Source organism: Streptosporangium jomthongense (assembly GCF_042650425.1).
Classification (GTDB): Bacteria; Actinomycetota; Actinomycetes; order Streptosporangiales; family Streptosporangiaceae; genus Streptosporangium.
Genome location: NZ_JBHSBC010000014.1, coordinates 411,257 through 426,727 on the forward strand (window position 1 = coordinate 411,257; position 15,471 = coordinate 426,727).

At 71.7% G+C, this 15,471-nt stretch carries 16 protein-coding genes; 7 read left to right on the forward strand and 9 right to left on the reverse strand.

Annotation, left to right across the window (positions count from 1 at the left end):
• Positions 1-4: 4 nt before the first annotated feature.
• Both ACFOYY_RS16650 and ACFOYY_RS16655 read right to left on the reverse strand, forming a co-directional pair.
• Positions 5-1,444, reverse strand: a complete 1,440-nt coding sequence (locus ACFOYY_RS16650; RefSeq protein WP_352008727.1) for a hypothetical protein — start codon at positions 1,442-1,444, stop codon at positions 5-7.
• A gap of 202 nt (positions 1,445-1,646) precedes the next feature.
• Positions 1,647-2,606, reverse strand: a complete 960-nt coding sequence (locus ACFOYY_RS16655; protein ID WP_352008728.1) for a LysR family transcriptional regulator — start codon at positions 2,604-2,606, stop codon at positions 1,647-1,649.
• A 494-nt stretch (positions 2,607-3,100) separates the two neighbouring features.
• Between ACFOYY_RS16655 and ACFOYY_RS16660 the strand changes: the two genes are divergently transcribed.
• A complete protein-coding gene (locus ACFOYY_RS16660) occupies positions 3,101-3,343 on the forward strand; it encodes a hypothetical protein (protein ID WP_386190236.1) in 243 nt (80 codons plus the stop codon).
• A gap of 36 nt (positions 3,344-3,379) precedes the next feature.
• Here ACFOYY_RS16660 and ACFOYY_RS16665 read toward each other — a convergent pair whose 3' ends face one another.
• Entirely contained in the window at positions 3,380-4,201 is an 822-nt protein-coding gene (locus ACFOYY_RS16665; protein WP_386190237.1) for a patatin-like phospholipase family protein, read from the reverse strand.
• A 164-nt stretch (positions 4,202-4,365) separates the two neighbouring features.
• Between ACFOYY_RS16665 and soxR the strand changes: the two genes are divergently transcribed.
• Positions 4,366-4,842, forward strand: coding sequence for a redox-sensitive transcriptional activator SoxR (soxR, locus tag ACFOYY_RS16670; RefSeq protein ID WP_362910656.1), 477 nt, complete (start codon positions 4,366-4,368; stop codon positions 4,840-4,842).
• Between the two features lie 9 nt (positions 4,843-4,851).
• Here soxR and ACFOYY_RS16675 read toward each other — a convergent pair whose 3' ends face one another.
• Complete coding sequence (locus tag ACFOYY_RS16675; protein ID WP_386190238.1) at positions 4,852-5,730, reverse strand: sugar phosphate isomerase/epimerase family protein; 879 nt, start codon at positions 5,728-5,730, stop codon at positions 4,852-4,854.
• Positions 5,731-5,733: 3 nt separating this feature from the next.
• The gene (locus ACFOYY_RS16680; RefSeq protein ID WP_352008732.1) at positions 5,734-6,654 is read right to left on the reverse strand and encodes a phosphotriesterase family protein; all 921 of its coding nucleotides are present in this window, start codon (positions 6,652-6,654) and stop codon (positions 5,734-5,736) included.
• Between the two features lie 159 nt (positions 6,655-6,813).
• On the opposite strand from ACFOYY_RS16680, the gene ACFOYY_RS16685 reads away from it, so the two are divergent.
• The 3 genes from ACFOYY_RS16685 to ACFOYY_RS16695 all read left to right on the forward strand — a co-directional run bounded on the left by ACFOYY_RS16685 (position 6,814) and on the right by ACFOYY_RS16695 (position 8,935).
• The gene (locus tag ACFOYY_RS16685) at positions 6,814-7,206 is read left to right on the forward strand and encodes a VOC family protein (protein WP_386190239.1); all 393 of its coding nucleotides are present in this window, start codon (positions 6,814-6,816) and stop codon (positions 7,204-7,206) included.
• Positions 7,207-7,287: 81 nt separating this feature from the next.
• Positions 7,288-7,749, forward strand: coding sequence for a TIGR02611 family protein (locus ACFOYY_RS16690; protein WP_362910649.1), 462 nt, complete (start codon positions 7,288-7,290; stop codon positions 7,747-7,749).
• 235 nt (positions 7,750-7,984) lie between these two features.
• On the forward strand, positions 7,985-8,935 hold the full coding sequence (locus ACFOYY_RS16695) for a TolB family protein (protein ID WP_386190240.1): 951 nt from the start codon (positions 7,985-7,987) through the stop codon (positions 8,933-8,935).
• A gap of 103 nt (positions 8,936-9,038) precedes the next feature.
• On the opposite strand, the gene ACFOYY_RS16700 is transcribed toward ACFOYY_RS16695, so the two are convergent.
• Entirely contained in the window at positions 9,039-9,359 is a 321-nt protein-coding gene (locus ACFOYY_RS16700) for a GroES family chaperonin (protein ID WP_352008736.1), read from the reverse strand.
• A 117-nt stretch (positions 9,360-9,476) separates the two neighbouring features.
• On the opposite strand from ACFOYY_RS16700, the gene ACFOYY_RS16705 reads away from it, so the two are divergent.
• On the forward strand, positions 9,477-11,084 hold the full coding sequence (locus ACFOYY_RS16705) for a DUF885 domain-containing protein (protein WP_386190241.1): 1,608 nt from the start codon (positions 9,477-9,479) through the stop codon (positions 11,082-11,084).
• Positions 11,085-11,133: 49 nt separating this feature from the next.
• Here ACFOYY_RS16705 and ACFOYY_RS16710 read toward each other — a convergent pair whose 3' ends face one another.
• Positions 11,134-11,469 carry a rhodanese-like domain-containing protein gene (locus tag ACFOYY_RS16710; protein WP_386190242.1) on the reverse strand — a complete coding sequence of 112 codons (336 nt, stop codon included), beginning with the start codon at positions 11,467-11,469 and terminating at the stop codon, positions 11,134-11,136.
• Between the two features lie 104 nt (positions 11,470-11,573).
• Between ACFOYY_RS16710 and ACFOYY_RS16715 the strand changes: the two genes are divergently transcribed.
• Entirely contained in the window at positions 11,574-12,134 is a 561-nt protein-coding gene (locus ACFOYY_RS16715; protein WP_352009445.1) for a TetR/AcrR family transcriptional regulator, read from the forward strand.
• 71 nt (positions 12,135-12,205) lie between these two features.
• Here the strand turns inward: ACFOYY_RS16715 and ACFOYY_RS16720 are convergent, their stop codons facing one another.
• Positions 12,206-14,596 carry a helicase-associated domain-containing protein gene (locus ACFOYY_RS16720; RefSeq protein WP_386190243.1) on the reverse strand — a complete coding sequence of 797 codons (2,391 nt, stop codon included), beginning with the start codon at positions 14,594-14,596 and terminating at the stop codon, positions 12,206-12,208.
• 345 nt (positions 14,597-14,941) lie between these two features.
• Positions 14,942-15,460 carry an ATP-binding protein gene (locus ACFOYY_RS16725; protein ID WP_352008740.1) on the reverse strand — a complete coding sequence of 173 codons (519 nt, stop codon included), beginning with the start codon at positions 15,458-15,460 and terminating at the stop codon, positions 14,942-14,944.
• Positions 15,461-15,471: the final 11 nt, after the last annotated feature.

The following is a 15,471-nucleotide window of genomic DNA, read 5'->3' on the forward strand; positions in this document are numbered from 1 at the left end:
GGGGTCACCGGGGCGGCGCGGGACGGGCGGCGCGCCGGAAGAAGGCCGCGATCGCGTAGGGGTCGACCGGGTCGGTGAGCAGGGCGAGCATCTCCTCCCGGCGTGCCGGGTCCACCTTGAAGGGATGGCCGAACACGTGCGGCCCGGTCCCGTCGTCCAGCAGCCTGGTCAGCATCAGGTCGCCCGGACGCGCCTGGGAGGGCAGCAGCTCGTCGGCCAGCGTGACCGGCCGCCCGGCCTCGTCCGCCGCGTCGCGCAGGGTGATCCGGTCGTCGTGGACGCCCAGCACCTCCCACAGGCGCAGCGGCGTCCCGCGCCACGAATCGAGCAGCCGGACCTCGTCCTCGCGCAGCCACTCGCCCCGCGCGTCGAGGAACTCGCCGACGACGTCGTTCTCGAACAGCGCCAGGTCGGCCAGGGCGGGCTCGGCGACCCGGACGCTCAACCCGACCAGGTCGTCGATCAGGCGGCGCCTGGCCGGGCGGTCTCCGTAGGCCAGCAGGCCGCGGAACAGGTGCGCGGCCCGCGCGGGCAGCGGATCGCCCGGGTCGGTACGGCACGCGGCGTACTCGGCCGCGTCCCGCTCGGCGGGAGCCAGCCCCGGCGACAGCGCCAGCACCTCGGCGATGATCCCGGACGCCTCGAACGAGCGGCCCTCACCCTCGGCCGACCTGGCGGCCAGCAGCAGCGCCGCGGGGTCGGTGCGCGGCAGGGCCTCGACGAGCCGCGCGGGCAGCGGCTCCCGTTCGACCTCGTCGGCGATCCTGGTGAGCACCGCCGCCGAGCGGCCCAGGTAGGTCAGCGCCCGCGACAGGTCGGCGCCCTCCCCGTAGGTGCGCAGCGCGCTGCGCACCAGGGCCAGCCTGACGACGTCGAGCGGGGCGAGGTCGGCGACGGAGTCAGGCTCCCACGGCGCGCCCACGATGCCGACCCGGCCGCCCCGGACCTCCAGCGAGGCGCCGTTCAGCAGCGGGGCGAGCGGCGGCAGCGGATCGGCGAACGTCTCGGGGTCCTTGGCCAGCAGACCGAGGACCGCGACGTCGATCGAGACCCCGGGGCTCGGCTCAAGTCCCTCGGCGAAGGCGCGAAGCGCCTCGAAGGCCCGCTGGGCGAACTCCTCGGTGACCCGGACCGCCCGCTCGGCGGAGAACCCGGCCAGCGTCGTGGTGGACAGCTCGAACCCGCCCCCGCGCAGGCGCAGCGCGACCACCTCCTCCGGCCGCACCGCCGAGAGCCAGCCCTCAGGCCCGGTGAGGTACGGCTCGCCGGCCTCGACCACGGTGCGCACCGTGCCGCCCCCCGCGAGCGGCAGCCCGTCGCCGTCGGCGAGACGGGCCCACAGCCGCAGGTCGTCCACGGCCCGCAGCGTGCCGTCCGTCAGCTCGGCCCTGGTGGCCAGGTGCGTCAGCACCGCGCCCTCGCTCAGCGTAAGAAGCTCACTCACCCGTCCATTGTTCTCGACGTTCCCGCTCCGCCGCACCGGGCCCCGGCCGGGGCCGGAACGTCAGGACGCCGCCGTCCCTTCGGAAAGGGGCGGCGGCGTTCGGGGACGGGGGGTCGGGACCCGGCCGTTCTGGCCGGGCGGGTGGTGAACGCGGGGGGTACGGGTTCTCCGCGGGCTCCGCGCCGGATGTCTCATCGTCGCGTCACGGAGAGGTGCCGAAACGCGGGTTGTCGGCGAGCCACGCGGCGTAGCGGACGCTCTGCCGTACCGCGTCGGCGTGGGCCGCCTTGGCGTGCTCGACGATCGAGGCGGCGGCTCGCGCACCCGGGCCTTCCGGATGCCAGCCGAGCAGTTGCCGCCACCGCAGCGGCGCGTCCACGAGCGGTACCAGCGCCACTCCCGGTGTCGGCTGGAAGGTCGCCTGGCACAGCACGACCGCGCGGCCGACCTTGGCCAGGTGCATGCATGTCGCCACGTCCGTCTCGTAGATGGTCTGCGGCGTGAAGCCCGCGCGGGCGCACGCCGTGGCGAAGCAGTCCCCGAAGCAACTGTCACCCGGGGTGACCGCCCAGCTCTCGCCTGCCAGTTCGGCCAGTGTCACCTCCTTCCGATCCACGAGGGGATGGTCCTCGTTGAGCAGGACGAAGACCGGGTCCATGCCCACGGTCAGCCACACCACCGGTCCCTCGACCGGCGGGGCGCTCTCCCCGCAGGCGCCGATGAGCGCGAAGTCGATCCGGCCGAGCATCACCATCGTGGTCAGCTCCCTGGCCGACCACGACGTGTACGTGCTGACCGGTGTCGACGGCCACGCCCTGGCGAGCCGGTCGACCAGCCCGCCGAGAATGGGACCGTTGGTGGCTCCCAGCCGGTAACGGGGGATGTCACCGGTGGCGTTGGCGAAGCGGACCGCCTCCTCCTGGAGTTCCCTGGCGGCCGGCAACAAGACCATCGCCCTGGACAACACCAGTTCCCCGAGAGGTGTGGGCCGCGCACCGTTGTGGTCGCGTTCGAAAAGAGCTCCCCCGAGCACTCGCTCAATCCGTTTGAGCTGCGCGGTCAGCGCGGGCTGTGCCAGCCCGAGATGGCTGGCAGCTTTGGTGACGCTCCCGGCCTCTGCGACCGCGCGCACGATCCTGAGGTGTCGGAGCTCGAGATCCATACCGGGAAGGTAAGGCTAAGACGTTATGGCCGCAATGCAAACCGTGTCACGAAATCTGACTCAATTTCGTGAAAGCGCTCCAATGGGAAGGGAACAAGGAATGCCGAGAGGTGCGGCGCAGGCGGGACGGGGCAGGTGGAGGCCCGTGACAACGGGAGCCGATCCACGCGGTCCCACCGGGGAAGACCTGCTCCGAGAGCCCTGTCATCCGCACGTTACTCGCAATGGGACGTTTATGCACGCATCGGGCGAAGTGTCGATAGATCACACCAGAGAAACACGAACATGAATATCTCCGTCGCCATACGGACCGGGGCGTAGGCCGTACACGACGCCGCGGGTCCCGGCCAGGGCTCCTGGAAGGCCCGCAGGGGGCCCACAGGGGGCCACAGGGGGCCGTGGAAAGGCTTTCGGGGATCACCCGGAGTAACACGCCCGAAAGGGGTGAGACAAGGTCCTGGGGCCGTAAGCCGATCCGGGAAGGAGAGCGGAGCATGAGCGAGGAACGACAGGCGGACGTCCAGGCGCTGTCCACGACCGACACCCGCGTCTACGAGGCGGTGGCCGTGCTCGCGGTCGACACCAGGACCGCGAACGTCGAGGAGATCGTCCACGCCACCGGCCTGCCGGAGCAGGCCGTACGGCACAGCGTCGAGACCCTCACCAAGGCGGGCTGGCTGACAGCCGACGGCGGGTCCTACGCCATCGGCCGTCACGACTGGAGCGTCGAGCGCTGACCTCCCCGACGGGTCCGCGCCCGCCGGGCCGTACGGTCAGAACCGCCAGACCTTGGCCACGACCTCGGCGACGTCGGGGGCCTGGGCGAGGCCCGCGGCGAAGGCCGGCCGCCACAGGGTGGGGTTGAGGATGTCGATCCCGAAGACGGAGATCGCCGCCTGGTCGGGCGCCACGTGGGCGACCGCCGCGTCCCCGAGCGTGGTGACCTCCGCCTCGAAGCGCTCCCTGGTCTCCAGATGCGCCAGCGGCTCGACGACGACCACCGCGGAGCTGCCCGCGGCCAGGTCGGCGTTGGTCACCGAGCGGACTCCGCCGTCCATGTAGTGGCGCCCGCCGATCTCCACGGGCGGGAACACGCACGGCACGGCGCAACTCGACGCGACGGCCGAGGGCAGCGGGACACCCGAGTGACGGTCCCAGACCACGAACCCGCCGGTCGCGGTGTCGACCGCGGTGACCAGCAGCCGGCGCTCCGGCCACTCCTGCACGGGCAGCCGCCTGCCGATCTCCTCGGTCCTGGCCCCGGTGTCCCCGGTGCCGAGGGCGAGCGCGCCGACCCGCCGCCTGGCCTCCTCCGGGTCGAGGGAGGAGTCGTGGAGCAGGCCGAAGACGGTCATCACCGCCTCGGGGTCGACCTGCGGGGACGCGGCGGGCTCGGCCTCCGCCTGCGCGACGACCGCCTCCTCCAGGTCGACGCCGGTGGTCATGAGGGTCCCCACGACCGATCCGGCGGACGTGCCGATCACGAGATCGGCCTCACCCAGGTCAAGGCCCGCCCGCCGCAGGCCGGTCACGATGCCCGCCTCCCACGCGATTCCCGCGATTCCTCCGCCGCCAAGCACCAGTGCTCTCGTCATGTCCCCATTGTCGCGGTCGCGGGGAGTGTCCGCCTGTGTCGCGCATCCCCGGCCGGTTCGAGCCCCCGGGAGGACGATCCACGCCGGATGGGGAAAGGTCGTGATTCCAGCGCGCAACCTCAATCAAGGTGAAGGTCGCGTTAGAGTGGAATGTGTCCGCGAACATGGAGCTCACCGTCGGCCAGCTCGCCTCGCGCAGCGGGGTCGCCGTCTCCGCCCTTCACTTCTACGAGGCCAGAGGCCTGATCAGCAGCCGCCGTACGGCCGGCAACCAACGCCGTTTCAGCCGTGACACGCTGCGCAGGATCGCCTTCATCCGGGTCTCGCAGCGGGTCGGCATCCCGCTGAGGACGATCCAGGACGCGTTGTCGGCTCTGCCGGACGAGCGCACCCCGACCCGCGACGACTGGGCCAGGCTCTCGGCGGCCTGGCAGAGCGAGCTGGACGACCGCATCAGGCAGCTGCAGTTGCTCAGGGACGGTCTGACCGACTGCATCGGCTGCGGCTGCCTGTCCCTCGACCGCTGCGCGCTGATCAACCCCGACGACAAGGCGGCGGCCGGCGGCCCCGGCTCACGGCTGATGCTGCGCCCACGGGAGTGCCCGGTGGACTGCGACCCGCCGAAGGCCGGGGCCGCCTGAGGACCGTCCTCAGAGGCCGTGCGCGCTCAGCCAGAGCCGGTTGGCGCGCTGGTCGGCCATGGCGCGCCCGACGTCCTGGCCGGGGCCGGGCGCGTCCTGCTCGACGACCAGCCAGCCCTCGTAGTCGCGCAGCTCGCGCAGGACACCCGCGAGGTCGACCTCGCCCGCCCCGAGCGGGGGGAAGGCGTCGCCCGCGATGACCGCGGCCAGGTCGCCGCCCGTGGCCCGCGCCCGGTCACGGGCCCGCCTGCTGGCGTCCTTCAGGTGGACCTGCCTGATCCGGTCGCCCCACAGCCGCAGCGCGGTCACGGGGTCACCTCCGGCGAGCCAGAAGTGGCCGGTGTCCAGGCAGATCGAGACGTCGGTGAGGTCGAGCAGCCTCTCGACCTCCTCGGGGGTCTCCACGAGAGTGCCCAGGTGGTGGTGGAAGACGGGTTCGAGACCGCGGTCCCGGCAGCGGTCGGCGGCCTCCTGCACCCGTGAGGCGAAGTCGGCCCACGCCTCGCCGGGCAGGCCGGGGGCGACACCCTGGGCGAACCGCCTGCGGTGCGGCGGACAGGCCAGGGTCAGGCGGGGGGCGAAGCGCGGGTCGGCCACCGGAACGCTCGCGAAGATCGCCAGCGCCGTGTACAGCCCGGCCAGTCCGGCGGCGAAGGCGTCCTCGTCGTCGTAACGCAGGTCCACCTGGCCGCCCGCCAGGCCCATCCCGGTCCTGGCCAGCCGGTCGAGCAGTCCGCCGCCGGTGCCCAGGTAGCCGATCGGCCCCGAGTCGATTCCCTCGTAACCGGCCTCAGCCAGCCCGTCGAGCAGGAGGTCGGGGCTCGGTGTACCGCCCCCTGCCCGGTTGATCCCGAAGTTGACGGGCGCGTTCGCGACCTTGATCGACATGGCCTATGTCGTGCAGGTCAGCCAGCGGAGGGGGTTGTCATGGGTGATCATGCGGATGGCGCCCTCACCGATGCCCGCCTCGCGGAGCCTGGGCAGGAGGGTGCGGAACAGGTGGCTGTAGCCGGCGCCGCCGTACCGCTCGATCTCGGAGACCCTGGACAGGCCGCTGCTGAGCAGCAGCCTGGAGGCGTAGCCGTCCTCGATGAGGTCGAGGGCGTCCCGCAGCCGGTCGCCGCCCATGGAGGTGAGACAGACGTAACCGCCCGACTCGACGACCTTGTGCGCGGTCATGGGGTCGGTGCCCGCGTCGGCGACGCTGATCCGGTGCGCGGGGACCCCCTCGGACAGGAGGATCTCCAGCAGGGGCAGGCCACCGCGCTCGGAGACGGCCAGGGGCAGGCCGGAGGCCAGGGAGGCCCTGGCGGCGGCGACCGCGAACCGCTCCTCGGCGGGGGTCGGCTCCTCGTCCCAGGAGCCGATCTCGCCGATCACCCCGGGACGGGAACCGGTCCCGTCGAGGCCGTTGTCGATCTCGTCCATCAGGTGGGCGGTGAGCGTGTCCACGTCGGCGGTCAACGCCCACGGCGGGCTGAACGGCCCGGCGAAGAAGCCGGTTCCGGCGATCACGGACACCCGGCTGCACGCCGAGATCCTGGACAGGGTCGCGGCGTCGCGACCGGTTCCGATGGAACTGAGCTCGACCACCAGGCCGAGCCCGTCGGACCTGCGCAGCTCGCGCAGTTCCACGGAGGCCGCGTCCTCCTCGTCCAGCCAGCGGTGCGGGTCGGACGGGACACCCGCCGCCCAACGCAGGTCGGCACGAAGGCGCTCGCGGGGCAGGACCGAACCGGTGATGGCGGACACGGCGCAGGGGCCGCTCACGGTCCTCACACTGACGGTCTTGACAAGGGGAGCCTCAGACATGGACGGACATTAACCCACTTTTGGGGCTAAAATCACCCAATTCACCAGGGTTTTTACCTTTGACTTGTCGGGGCTGTTTCGAGGTCTCGTCATCCCCAAGGGCGCGTAACGCCCGGTCGCGGCCGGAAAACGTCGGTCACCCCGGCTAGGGTCCCTCCCGTGATCGCGACCTCACCGGAAACCCCGCTCTCCGCCGTCGGCCGGATGGTCCTGCCCGTCGGCGACCTCGACGTGGCGCTCTCCTTCTACCGCGACGTCCTCGGCTTCGCCGTGCTCCACGACCGGACCGACGACGGCTACCGCTACCTGCACGTCGGGCTGCCGGGGCAGGAGCCGGTCGGGGTGTGGCTCATGCCCGCCGCCGGCCGGGAGCGGGCATCCGGCGGCAGGCCGTCGCTCGTGCTCTACACCACCGACCTCGGCCGCCTCTCCCGGCGTCTGGGTGAGTACGGCGTGCGGGTGTGGAACGAGCGGGAGGACGCCGAGAGTCGTTCGCTGCACCTGGCCGATCCTGACGGCAACACGCTGATCGTCGCCGAGCTCAAGGGCTGAGGATTGAGCGCGATCCACTCGAAGGCGCCTATTCTTTGACGAAACCAACGTCCAGGGGATCGAGTGGCCACTTCCAACGGGATGCATGACGAACGTGACGCCTCCGGGCGTCCGTCCGAGACCGGAGACGCCGACGTCCTGAAGGACGAGGCGGCCCGGCGTTCGGGCATTCACGGCTGGCTCGACGGTGTCAGGTCCACCAGAACCGGCCGCCTCACCCTCAAGATCGTCATCGGGGTCATCGGATCGGTGCTGGTCGTCGCCGGCCTCATCATGGTGCCCTTCCCCGGGCCCGGCTGGCTGGTCGTCTTCGCGGGCCTGGCCGTGCTGGCGACGGAGTTCCACTGGGCGCACCGCCTGCTGCAGTTCGGCAGGCGGACGCTGGCCGCCTGGACCGCCTGGCTCGGGCGCCAGGGCTGGACGGTCAAGATCCTGGTGGTCCTGGCCGCCGCCGCGACCGCGACGGTGATCGTCTACTACGGTCTGAGGCTCAGCCTCCACATCGACCTGATCGCCGAGGCGCGCGCCTTCCTGAGCCGCTGACCTCCGGTCGCGCTCGGGGTACACGCCCGGCCGGACGGGGATGGCGACGATCAGCCCCGCCCGGCCCGCGTGTCTCCGATTTCTCCCGTTCCCCATTGGAATCACCCCCAACCATCCTCTTCTCGGTCCTCTTTGGGCGAATCCCGGCAGTCCGTTCCCGAAGGCCGCCCTTGTCAGGGAAACCGATTCGGTATAGATCACAAACTATGAGTAGCTCCCGCCCTAGGCTGCGCCCGTGCCTGTGACTCCTGGAATCAACAAAACGCTCGGTGGCGCTGTCATCGCGGCCTGCCTGACCGTGCTCCCCCCGTCCGCGGCCCACGCCGCCCTGCCTGCGGACGTCACCCTGCCCGACACCGGGGTGACCGTCAGGGAGAGCTCCGCGGACCCGCTAACGGTTTCCTCCTACACCCTCGGCAATCTCGCCTACCTGCGCAGAGGTGAGGCGTTCGCCAAGCAGAAGGGGTACCAGGAGATCACGGTGGCGCCGGGCGGGACCAAGGCGCTCGCGGTGCCCAGCTCCTACAGCTCGGGGCACGACTCGGTGCTGCTGGCCGACCTGGTCTCGGAGAAGGCCGTCAAGATCCAGACGGTGCAGAAGCCGTTCGTCGCCCACTTCGCCCACTGGTCCCGCGACGGCCGCAAGGTGGTCCTGACCGTCCAGCGCAAGGCGGCCGGAGGCTGGACGACGACGGGGTTCGTGATCGTCGACGTGGCCGCGAAGACCGCCCGCACCGTGACCGTCTCCGGGGTCGACCCCGCCGCCACGTTCCGCTGGACCCCGGACAACGCCCAGCTGGTCGCCGCCCACCAGGGTGGCGTCCGCTTCTACGGCCAGGACGGTACGGCCAGGCGCACCCTGGCCAAGACCGGCGCCCCGGGCGGAGGAGAGGACGTCTTCTCCCCCTCAGGCAAGGGGCTGATGACCTGGTGCCCGGCGAGCTACGCCGAGGACGTCTGCGTCTGGGACCGCAGCTCGGGCAAGATCGCGGTCAAGGTGAAGGGCGTCAAGCCGAAGGCCCTGCTCGGCTGGTGGGACGAGCGCAGCTTCGTGGCCGTCCTGCCCGGCTCCGGCGTCTACAAGGTCGTGGTCGTGGACGTCAAGGGCAAGGGCCTGCGGGTCCTGGCCGACGTCTCGGCGCGCGACTGGAACAGGAAGATCTATCTGAGCTACACCCGTAGCTGACCGCTCCGCCGGGCGCCGCCTCGCGGTGCCCGGCCGTACGGGACCGTCCCGGGACGCATGGGCGCCGTCCGGCGAGTCCTGGCGGCGCGGCGCGCCTGATGGCTCAGAGGTACAGGCCGGTGCCGTTGTCGGTCTGCGGAGTGGCGATGGCGTGCAGGTCACGCTCGCGCATGACGAGATAGAGCTGCCCGTGCACCTCGACCTCGTACTGCTCCTCGGGGTTGAACAGGACCTTGTCGCCGACCTTGACGGAACGGGCGTTCGCCCCCGCGCCGCAGACCTCACCCCAGACCAGCCGGTTGGCCATCTTCACCGTCGCGGGAATGACGATGCCCGCGGTGCTGCGGCGCTCCTCTGACTCCTGCTCGATCTTGACCATGACACGGTCGTGGAGCATCTGAATCTCGAATTTCGGGTCACCCACAGTAGAAGCTTATGGGAACGGCGCCCCCGGGCCACCGGTGATCCGGCGGACCCGTCAGGCGCAGGGCCCAGGCGAGCCTTGAAGTTCCCCGAGGGGCCGAAAGTAGGATTTTCCGCTATGACGTCCTCTGAGCTCGTGAACGACTTCGTCGCCTGGCACCTGGAGAGCAACCCCGTCCAGGCCACCCTGCTGGGGGCCGAGGGCTACGACCGGACCCTCGGCGACCTCTCCGAGGCGGGCTTCCTGGCCAGGGAGGGCGAGTCCCGGCGCTGGCTCGAACGCCTCGCCCGGGCCCCCCAGGAGGAGGGGTTCGAGGAGGAGATCGACCGCGAACTCGTCGTCTCGACGCTGCGGGGCGCCCTGGCGTACGAGGACTGGCCGACCTGGCGGCGTGACCCCGCGGTCTACGTGGGCACGGTCTTCGGCTCGATGTTCAGCCCGTTCCTGCAGCGCCTGGCGCCCGAGGCCGAGCTGGTCGAGGCGGCGGTGGCCCGGCTGGCCGAGGTCCCCGGCGTCCTGGCCGCCTGCCGGGCCAACCTCGACCCGGCGCTGGCCTCCGAGCTGCTGGTCAGGCGGGGGCTCGGTCAGGCGCGCACCGCGCGTAACTTCCTCACCGTGACGGTCCCCGGCCTGGTCGAGGACGAACGGCTGCGCGCCCGCCTGGCCGAGGCGGCGGAGCCCGCCGCCGCGGCCTTCGACGACCTGGTCGTCTTCCTTGAGGACTTCCGGGCGGGCGGCACCTGGCGGATGGGGGAGGAGCTGTACTCCAGGCTGCTGTACGAGCGGGAGACACTGGGGTACGGCGCGGCCGAACTGCTCAAGCGCGGCCAGGAGGCCTACGAGGAACTGGACGCGCAGATGCGGGAGGTCGCGCTTCGGCTGCCCGGCGGCACCGAAGACTGGCACGCGGCCGTCACCGCGCTCCAGGACGACCACGCGCCGACCCTTGAGGACATGCGGGCCGAGTACGAGGCCGAGACCGAGCGGGCCAGGCGGTTCGTGCGCGAACGCGGCCTGGTGACGTTCGCGGAGGGGGAGGAGTGCCGCGTCGTGCCCTCTCCGGAGTTCCAGCGGCCCATCCTCGCCGTCGCCTCCTATCTGCAGCCTCCGCCGCTGTCCGCCTCCCGGATCGGGCACTTCTTCGTGCCCTTCACCCCCGACTCCTTCACCGGGGAGCAGGTCCGCCAGCGGCTGCGCACGAACGCCAGGGCGCAGATGCCCTCCATCGCCGTCCACGAGGCCTACCCCGGTCACCACTGGCACCTGTCCTGGGTGGCAGGCAGCCCCCGCCGGGTCCGCAAGCTGTTCCGCACGCCGTACTTCGTCGAGGGCTGGGGCCTGTACGTGGAGAAGGTCATGCGGGAGCAGGGCTACTTCACCACGGCGGCCCAGGAGCTCGCCCATCTGGACTTCCGGCTCTTCAGGGCGGCCCGCATCATCGTGGACACCTCGCTGCACTGCGGTGACATGACCGTCGAGGAGGCCGAGGAGTTCATGACGACGAGGTCCACGCTCACCCCGGGGACCGCCAAGGGCGAGGTGGACCGCTACTGCGCCTGGCCCACCCAGGCGCCGTCCTACCTGACGGGCGCCCTGGAGATCGACCGCATCCGGGACGACTACCTGGCCGCGGGACGGGGTGACCTGCGCGCCTTCCACGACAGGCTGGCGGGTTCCGGCGGCCTCCCCCTCGGCCTGGCCCGCAGGGTCGCCCTGGAGGGGTAGGACGTCGGCCGGGTCCTCGGCGAGGCAGGGGATCCGGCCGACGTGGGTGTCAGGCGGGCAGGCCGGACTCGATGGGCAGGCCCGCCTCGGCCCAGTCCTGGATGCCCTCGCGGTACTTGCGGACGTGGGTGTAGCCGAGCGCGGCCAGTCGCCTGGCCACCGCCTCGCTGTTGCCGCAGGAGGGGTTGGAGCAGTAGGTGACGATGGCGGCGTCCTTGTCGGGGAGCAGCCCGGCGGCGCGCTCGGCGACCTCGCTCTCGACCAGGGCGATCGCCCCCGGCAGGTGCTGCTGCGCGTAGTACTCGCCGCCGAGGGTGTCCAGAACGATTACGGAGCCCGCCTCGATCGCGGTCCTCAGCTCGTCGCGGGTGATCAACTGGGTCATGAACGGCCTCCCGAAGGATAAATGGACTATAGTCCGTTTGTGTGAACAGGAGAGAAATTAGCGGACCGCAGTCCGCTTCGTCAAACGAGCCGCTGCGCGTGCTGATGGGCGAGCCGCCCAGGGAACGCGCCGACGCCGCGCGCAACCGTACGAAGGTGCTGGCCGCCGCGGCGCGGCTGTTCCGCGAACGAGGTGTGGACGGCGTCTCGATGGACGCGGTCGCGGCCGAGGCGGGCGTGGGCAAGGGGACGCTGTTCCGCAGGTTCGGCGACAGGTCGGGCCTGGCCGTCGCGCTCCTCGACGAACGGGAACGCGAACTGCAGGAGGCGATCCTGGCCGGTCCCGCACCCCTCGGGCCCGGCGCGCGGGCCGCCGAACGGCTGACCGCGTTCGTCGAGGCCTACCTCGACTATCTGCTGGCCCACCTCGACCTGGTCAGGATGTCGGAGACCGCGAGTCCCGGCGCCCGCTACCGCATCGGCGCCTACCGGTTCTGGCACCGGCACGTGGCGATCCTGCTCGCCGAGGCCCGTCCCGGCTGCGACGCCGACCCCCTGGCCCACGCCCTGCTCGCGCCGCTGGCCGCCGAGCACATGACGGCCCTGGTCGCCGAGTACGGTCCGGCGCGCGCCAGAAAGGCCGTGCGCGCGCTCGTCACAGGGTGAGAATCGTGCAGCCGAACGTGCAGGCGAACGTGCAGATGCCCGATTCGCCCTGGACTGTCGGAGAAGCGGTGTCAGACGTAGGTGCCGCGGACCTCGACGATGTCGGCGAGCGGGAACTCCAGATAGTCGCCGGCCTCCTCGCACCAGGCGTCCAGTGTCCCGCCGCGCAGCTCACCGTGGCTGATGGTCGCGGTCAGTCCGTCGGCCAGCGTGATCGCGGCCCGCACGCCCCGGTCGACCACGAAACCGAGCAGCGACTGCTGGGCGGTGGGCAGGCGGGAGGCCATGCGGCCGATCACCGCCCACGTCCTGCCGTTGCCCCGGGCGCCGTCCCCGGTGGCCAGCAGCCGTCTGGCGTGCTCACCCGGGTCCGGCGGGGTGTCGAGGACCGGGTAGGGCGGTTGCTCGAACTCGGCCACCCGCCCCCCGGGCAGCAGGATCAGCCGCCCGCCCTGGGGCTCCTCGATCCGGGCACGGCGGACGGTGATCTCCCCGGTGTCCTCGACCGGGACCGGGGCGTAACCGTTCTCCCGCAGCGCGGCCAGGGTCTTGGCCGCGGGCACGGAGCTGGCGAGCACGGTCGGCGCGAGCAGCCTGAGCCCCAGCCTGCCCAGCCGCCGGTGACCGGCGATCTCGGCCAGCAGCACCGGGTCGGAGGCCTGGACGATGCAGGCGACCGTGGTCACGGTGACCTCGCCGTGCCGCCTGGCGATGTCGCGCACGAGATAGTCGAGCGGCTGCGGCACCGTGCCGACCTCGGCGAGATCGGCCAGCAGGTCGTCGGCGGAACATCCGGCGTCCATCGCCCGCCGTATGCTCGCCGGGCTGAAGCGCCACACGGAGGCGGCGCCCCTGGACTCGCGGTCGGCGGTCCGGTCGAGCAGTTCGGCCAGTTCGGCGGAGGGGGGACCCGTCACCACGGCGGTCAGGTCGGCGCCGAACAGCGCGCTGCGCCGTACGCTGGCCAGGGCCCTGATCGAGCACTCGACCAGGAGCGGGTCGTTCTCGACGAGCGGCACCGAGTCGTCGTTCTCGTCACCGGCCGTCTGCAACGCGGCCAGCGCGCGCCCCAGGTCGGTGATCGTGTCGTAGGCGACCAGGCCGAGCATCCTGGCCTCCTCAAGTGCGGCGGGGGCGCACTCGCCCAGCAGCGGGCGTTCGAGCAGCGGGGCGTGCCAGTGGGCCGCCTCGACGAGCCCGGCCTGGTCGGCGCACGCCGTACTGGCGGGCAGGCGGGCCAGCACGCCCAGCACCGCCCGTCTGGCGCGGGCGACCATGATCCCCGCGGGGTCGTCGCCGAGCACCGTGCCGTATCTGCCGTCGATCCGGCGCAGCGACGAGCGTTCCATGCGCCACCAGGCGGCGAGCAGCACCCGGAGCCTGGCCGCCGCGTCGTCCAGCCGCCAGCGGTCGAACTTCTCGGTCGGCACCAGGCCGCCCGCCGTGTCGTCCCAGGCCAGCAGCCGGGCGACCGCGCAGATCTCCAGCAGCAGCCGGGTCTCGTCCTCGTCGCAGCCGATGTCCTTGGCCAGCCTGCGCACCTCGCGTACGCCGACCCCGCCCGCCTTCAGCAGCGGCAACGGGATCTTCGCGGTGTTCTCCAGCATCGCGGCGCAGCGTTCGACCACGTGGGGTGCCGCCAGGGTCATCAGGTGGTCGACGGCCTCGGGGTCGACGGGGACGGTCGCCAGGTCGGGCGGGACGGGGGTGAACGGGGGGTGGTAGTCGGCCCCGCGCAGCGCGAGCGCCACCTCCCTGGGCATCTCGGCGGTGTTCCAGCTCGGCCGGAAGAGCAGGCCGTGGTCGCCCGCCCACTTCTCCGGGGAGCCGGGGACCACGAACCGGCCGCCGTCGACGCCACGGGACGGGCCGTCCCAGGCGAACTCGTCGAGCAGTCTCCTGGCTCCCTCGGGAGCCCGTTCCAGCAGGGCGGCGAGGCGGCCCGGGTCGGAGAGCACCTCGATGATCTTGCTGACCGTCTGGCGCTTCTGGCCGTTGGGCAGGCCGAGGGCCCTGGCCAGCGCGCGCAGGGCGTCGGCGCTGACGGTCCACGAGTTCAGGTAGTGGGCCAGCGATTCGCCGAGGCCGCACGGGGCCGTCCAGCAGCGGGCCAGGCCCCCGGCGAGCCGGATGCGTCCCTCGTCGTCGGGCCAGGCCAGGGCGTGGTCGGACAGCAGGTCGATCCAGGGGGCGGTCTCGGCCTCCGAGACGCCCATGAACCCGGCCAGTGTCTCAAGGTCGACGCGGTCGCCCAGGGCCAGGGCCGCCTGCGCGACCTCGAAGGAGGGCAGTGGAAGAGCGCGCATGACCGCGGAGATCGCGGATCCGTTGCCCAGCCGCTGCGCCAGGGTGTCGAGGCGCCGCGGCCACGGTGCGGCGATGGCGTCCGGCCGGTTGGCCAGGATTCGGGTGAGCCGTTCTTCGTCGAGGGTCTTCAACCAGCCGAGCAGGTGATCGTCCATCTCGCAGCTCTCTGCAGGAATCTCACACGGGGACTCTCCGTGAGCCATGAACATCCACGGTAATGCAGAGGGCGTCGCCAGGGGACGCACCGCGCAGAATGCGACAGGTTCACAGGATGTTCACCGTGTCACCGCCAGGTCAGCACATGGTCACCGCCAGGTCACCGTCGGGCCGGCGGTGGATCGGCGGTGGATCGGCGACGGGCGGGAGGCCGGGATCGGCACGGGTTTGGCCGGTCCCGGGGCCGCTCGCGGGGGTGCGTCACGGGCCCGGGACCGGCCGGCGCCAATGAGGGAAGAGGCGGCGCCGTCCGGGATGGTCTTGGCGGGGGTACTACGGGGGCGTCAGCCGAGGACGGCCCAGACGATCTTGCCGTAGGGGGCCAGGGGAGCCCAGCCCCAGCGCACGCTCAGCGACTCGACGATGTGCAGTCCGAGCCCGCCGATGTCCAGGGGTGACGGATCGCGCAGCGCGGGAAAACCCGATCCCGGGTCGTTGAGCGCGCAGGTGACCAGGCCTCCCCGGCGTAGCAACGAGAGCCTGATGGGTTCCTTGGCGCGTGACTCGGCCAGGCGCAGGCCGTGTCTGAAGGCGTTGGTGGCCAGCTCGGAGACGATGAGCTCCATGTTCTCGACCAGGTCGGTGAGCTTCCAGCCGGTGAGTGTCCCCGTGGCGAAGCTGCGGGCGGAGTGCACCGACTCCGCCTGCGGGGGAAGCACGAAGGTGGCGCTCGCCATGGCCGCTGATCCGGAGAGCAGATCGCGTGCCGTATCGGGCCACCAGCCGACGGGGGGCCACCAGTCGAGCGCCGTCCAGGAGGTCCGGGAGAGCGCGGTGTGGGCGGACTGCACAGCGATCATCATGGTGCAAACTC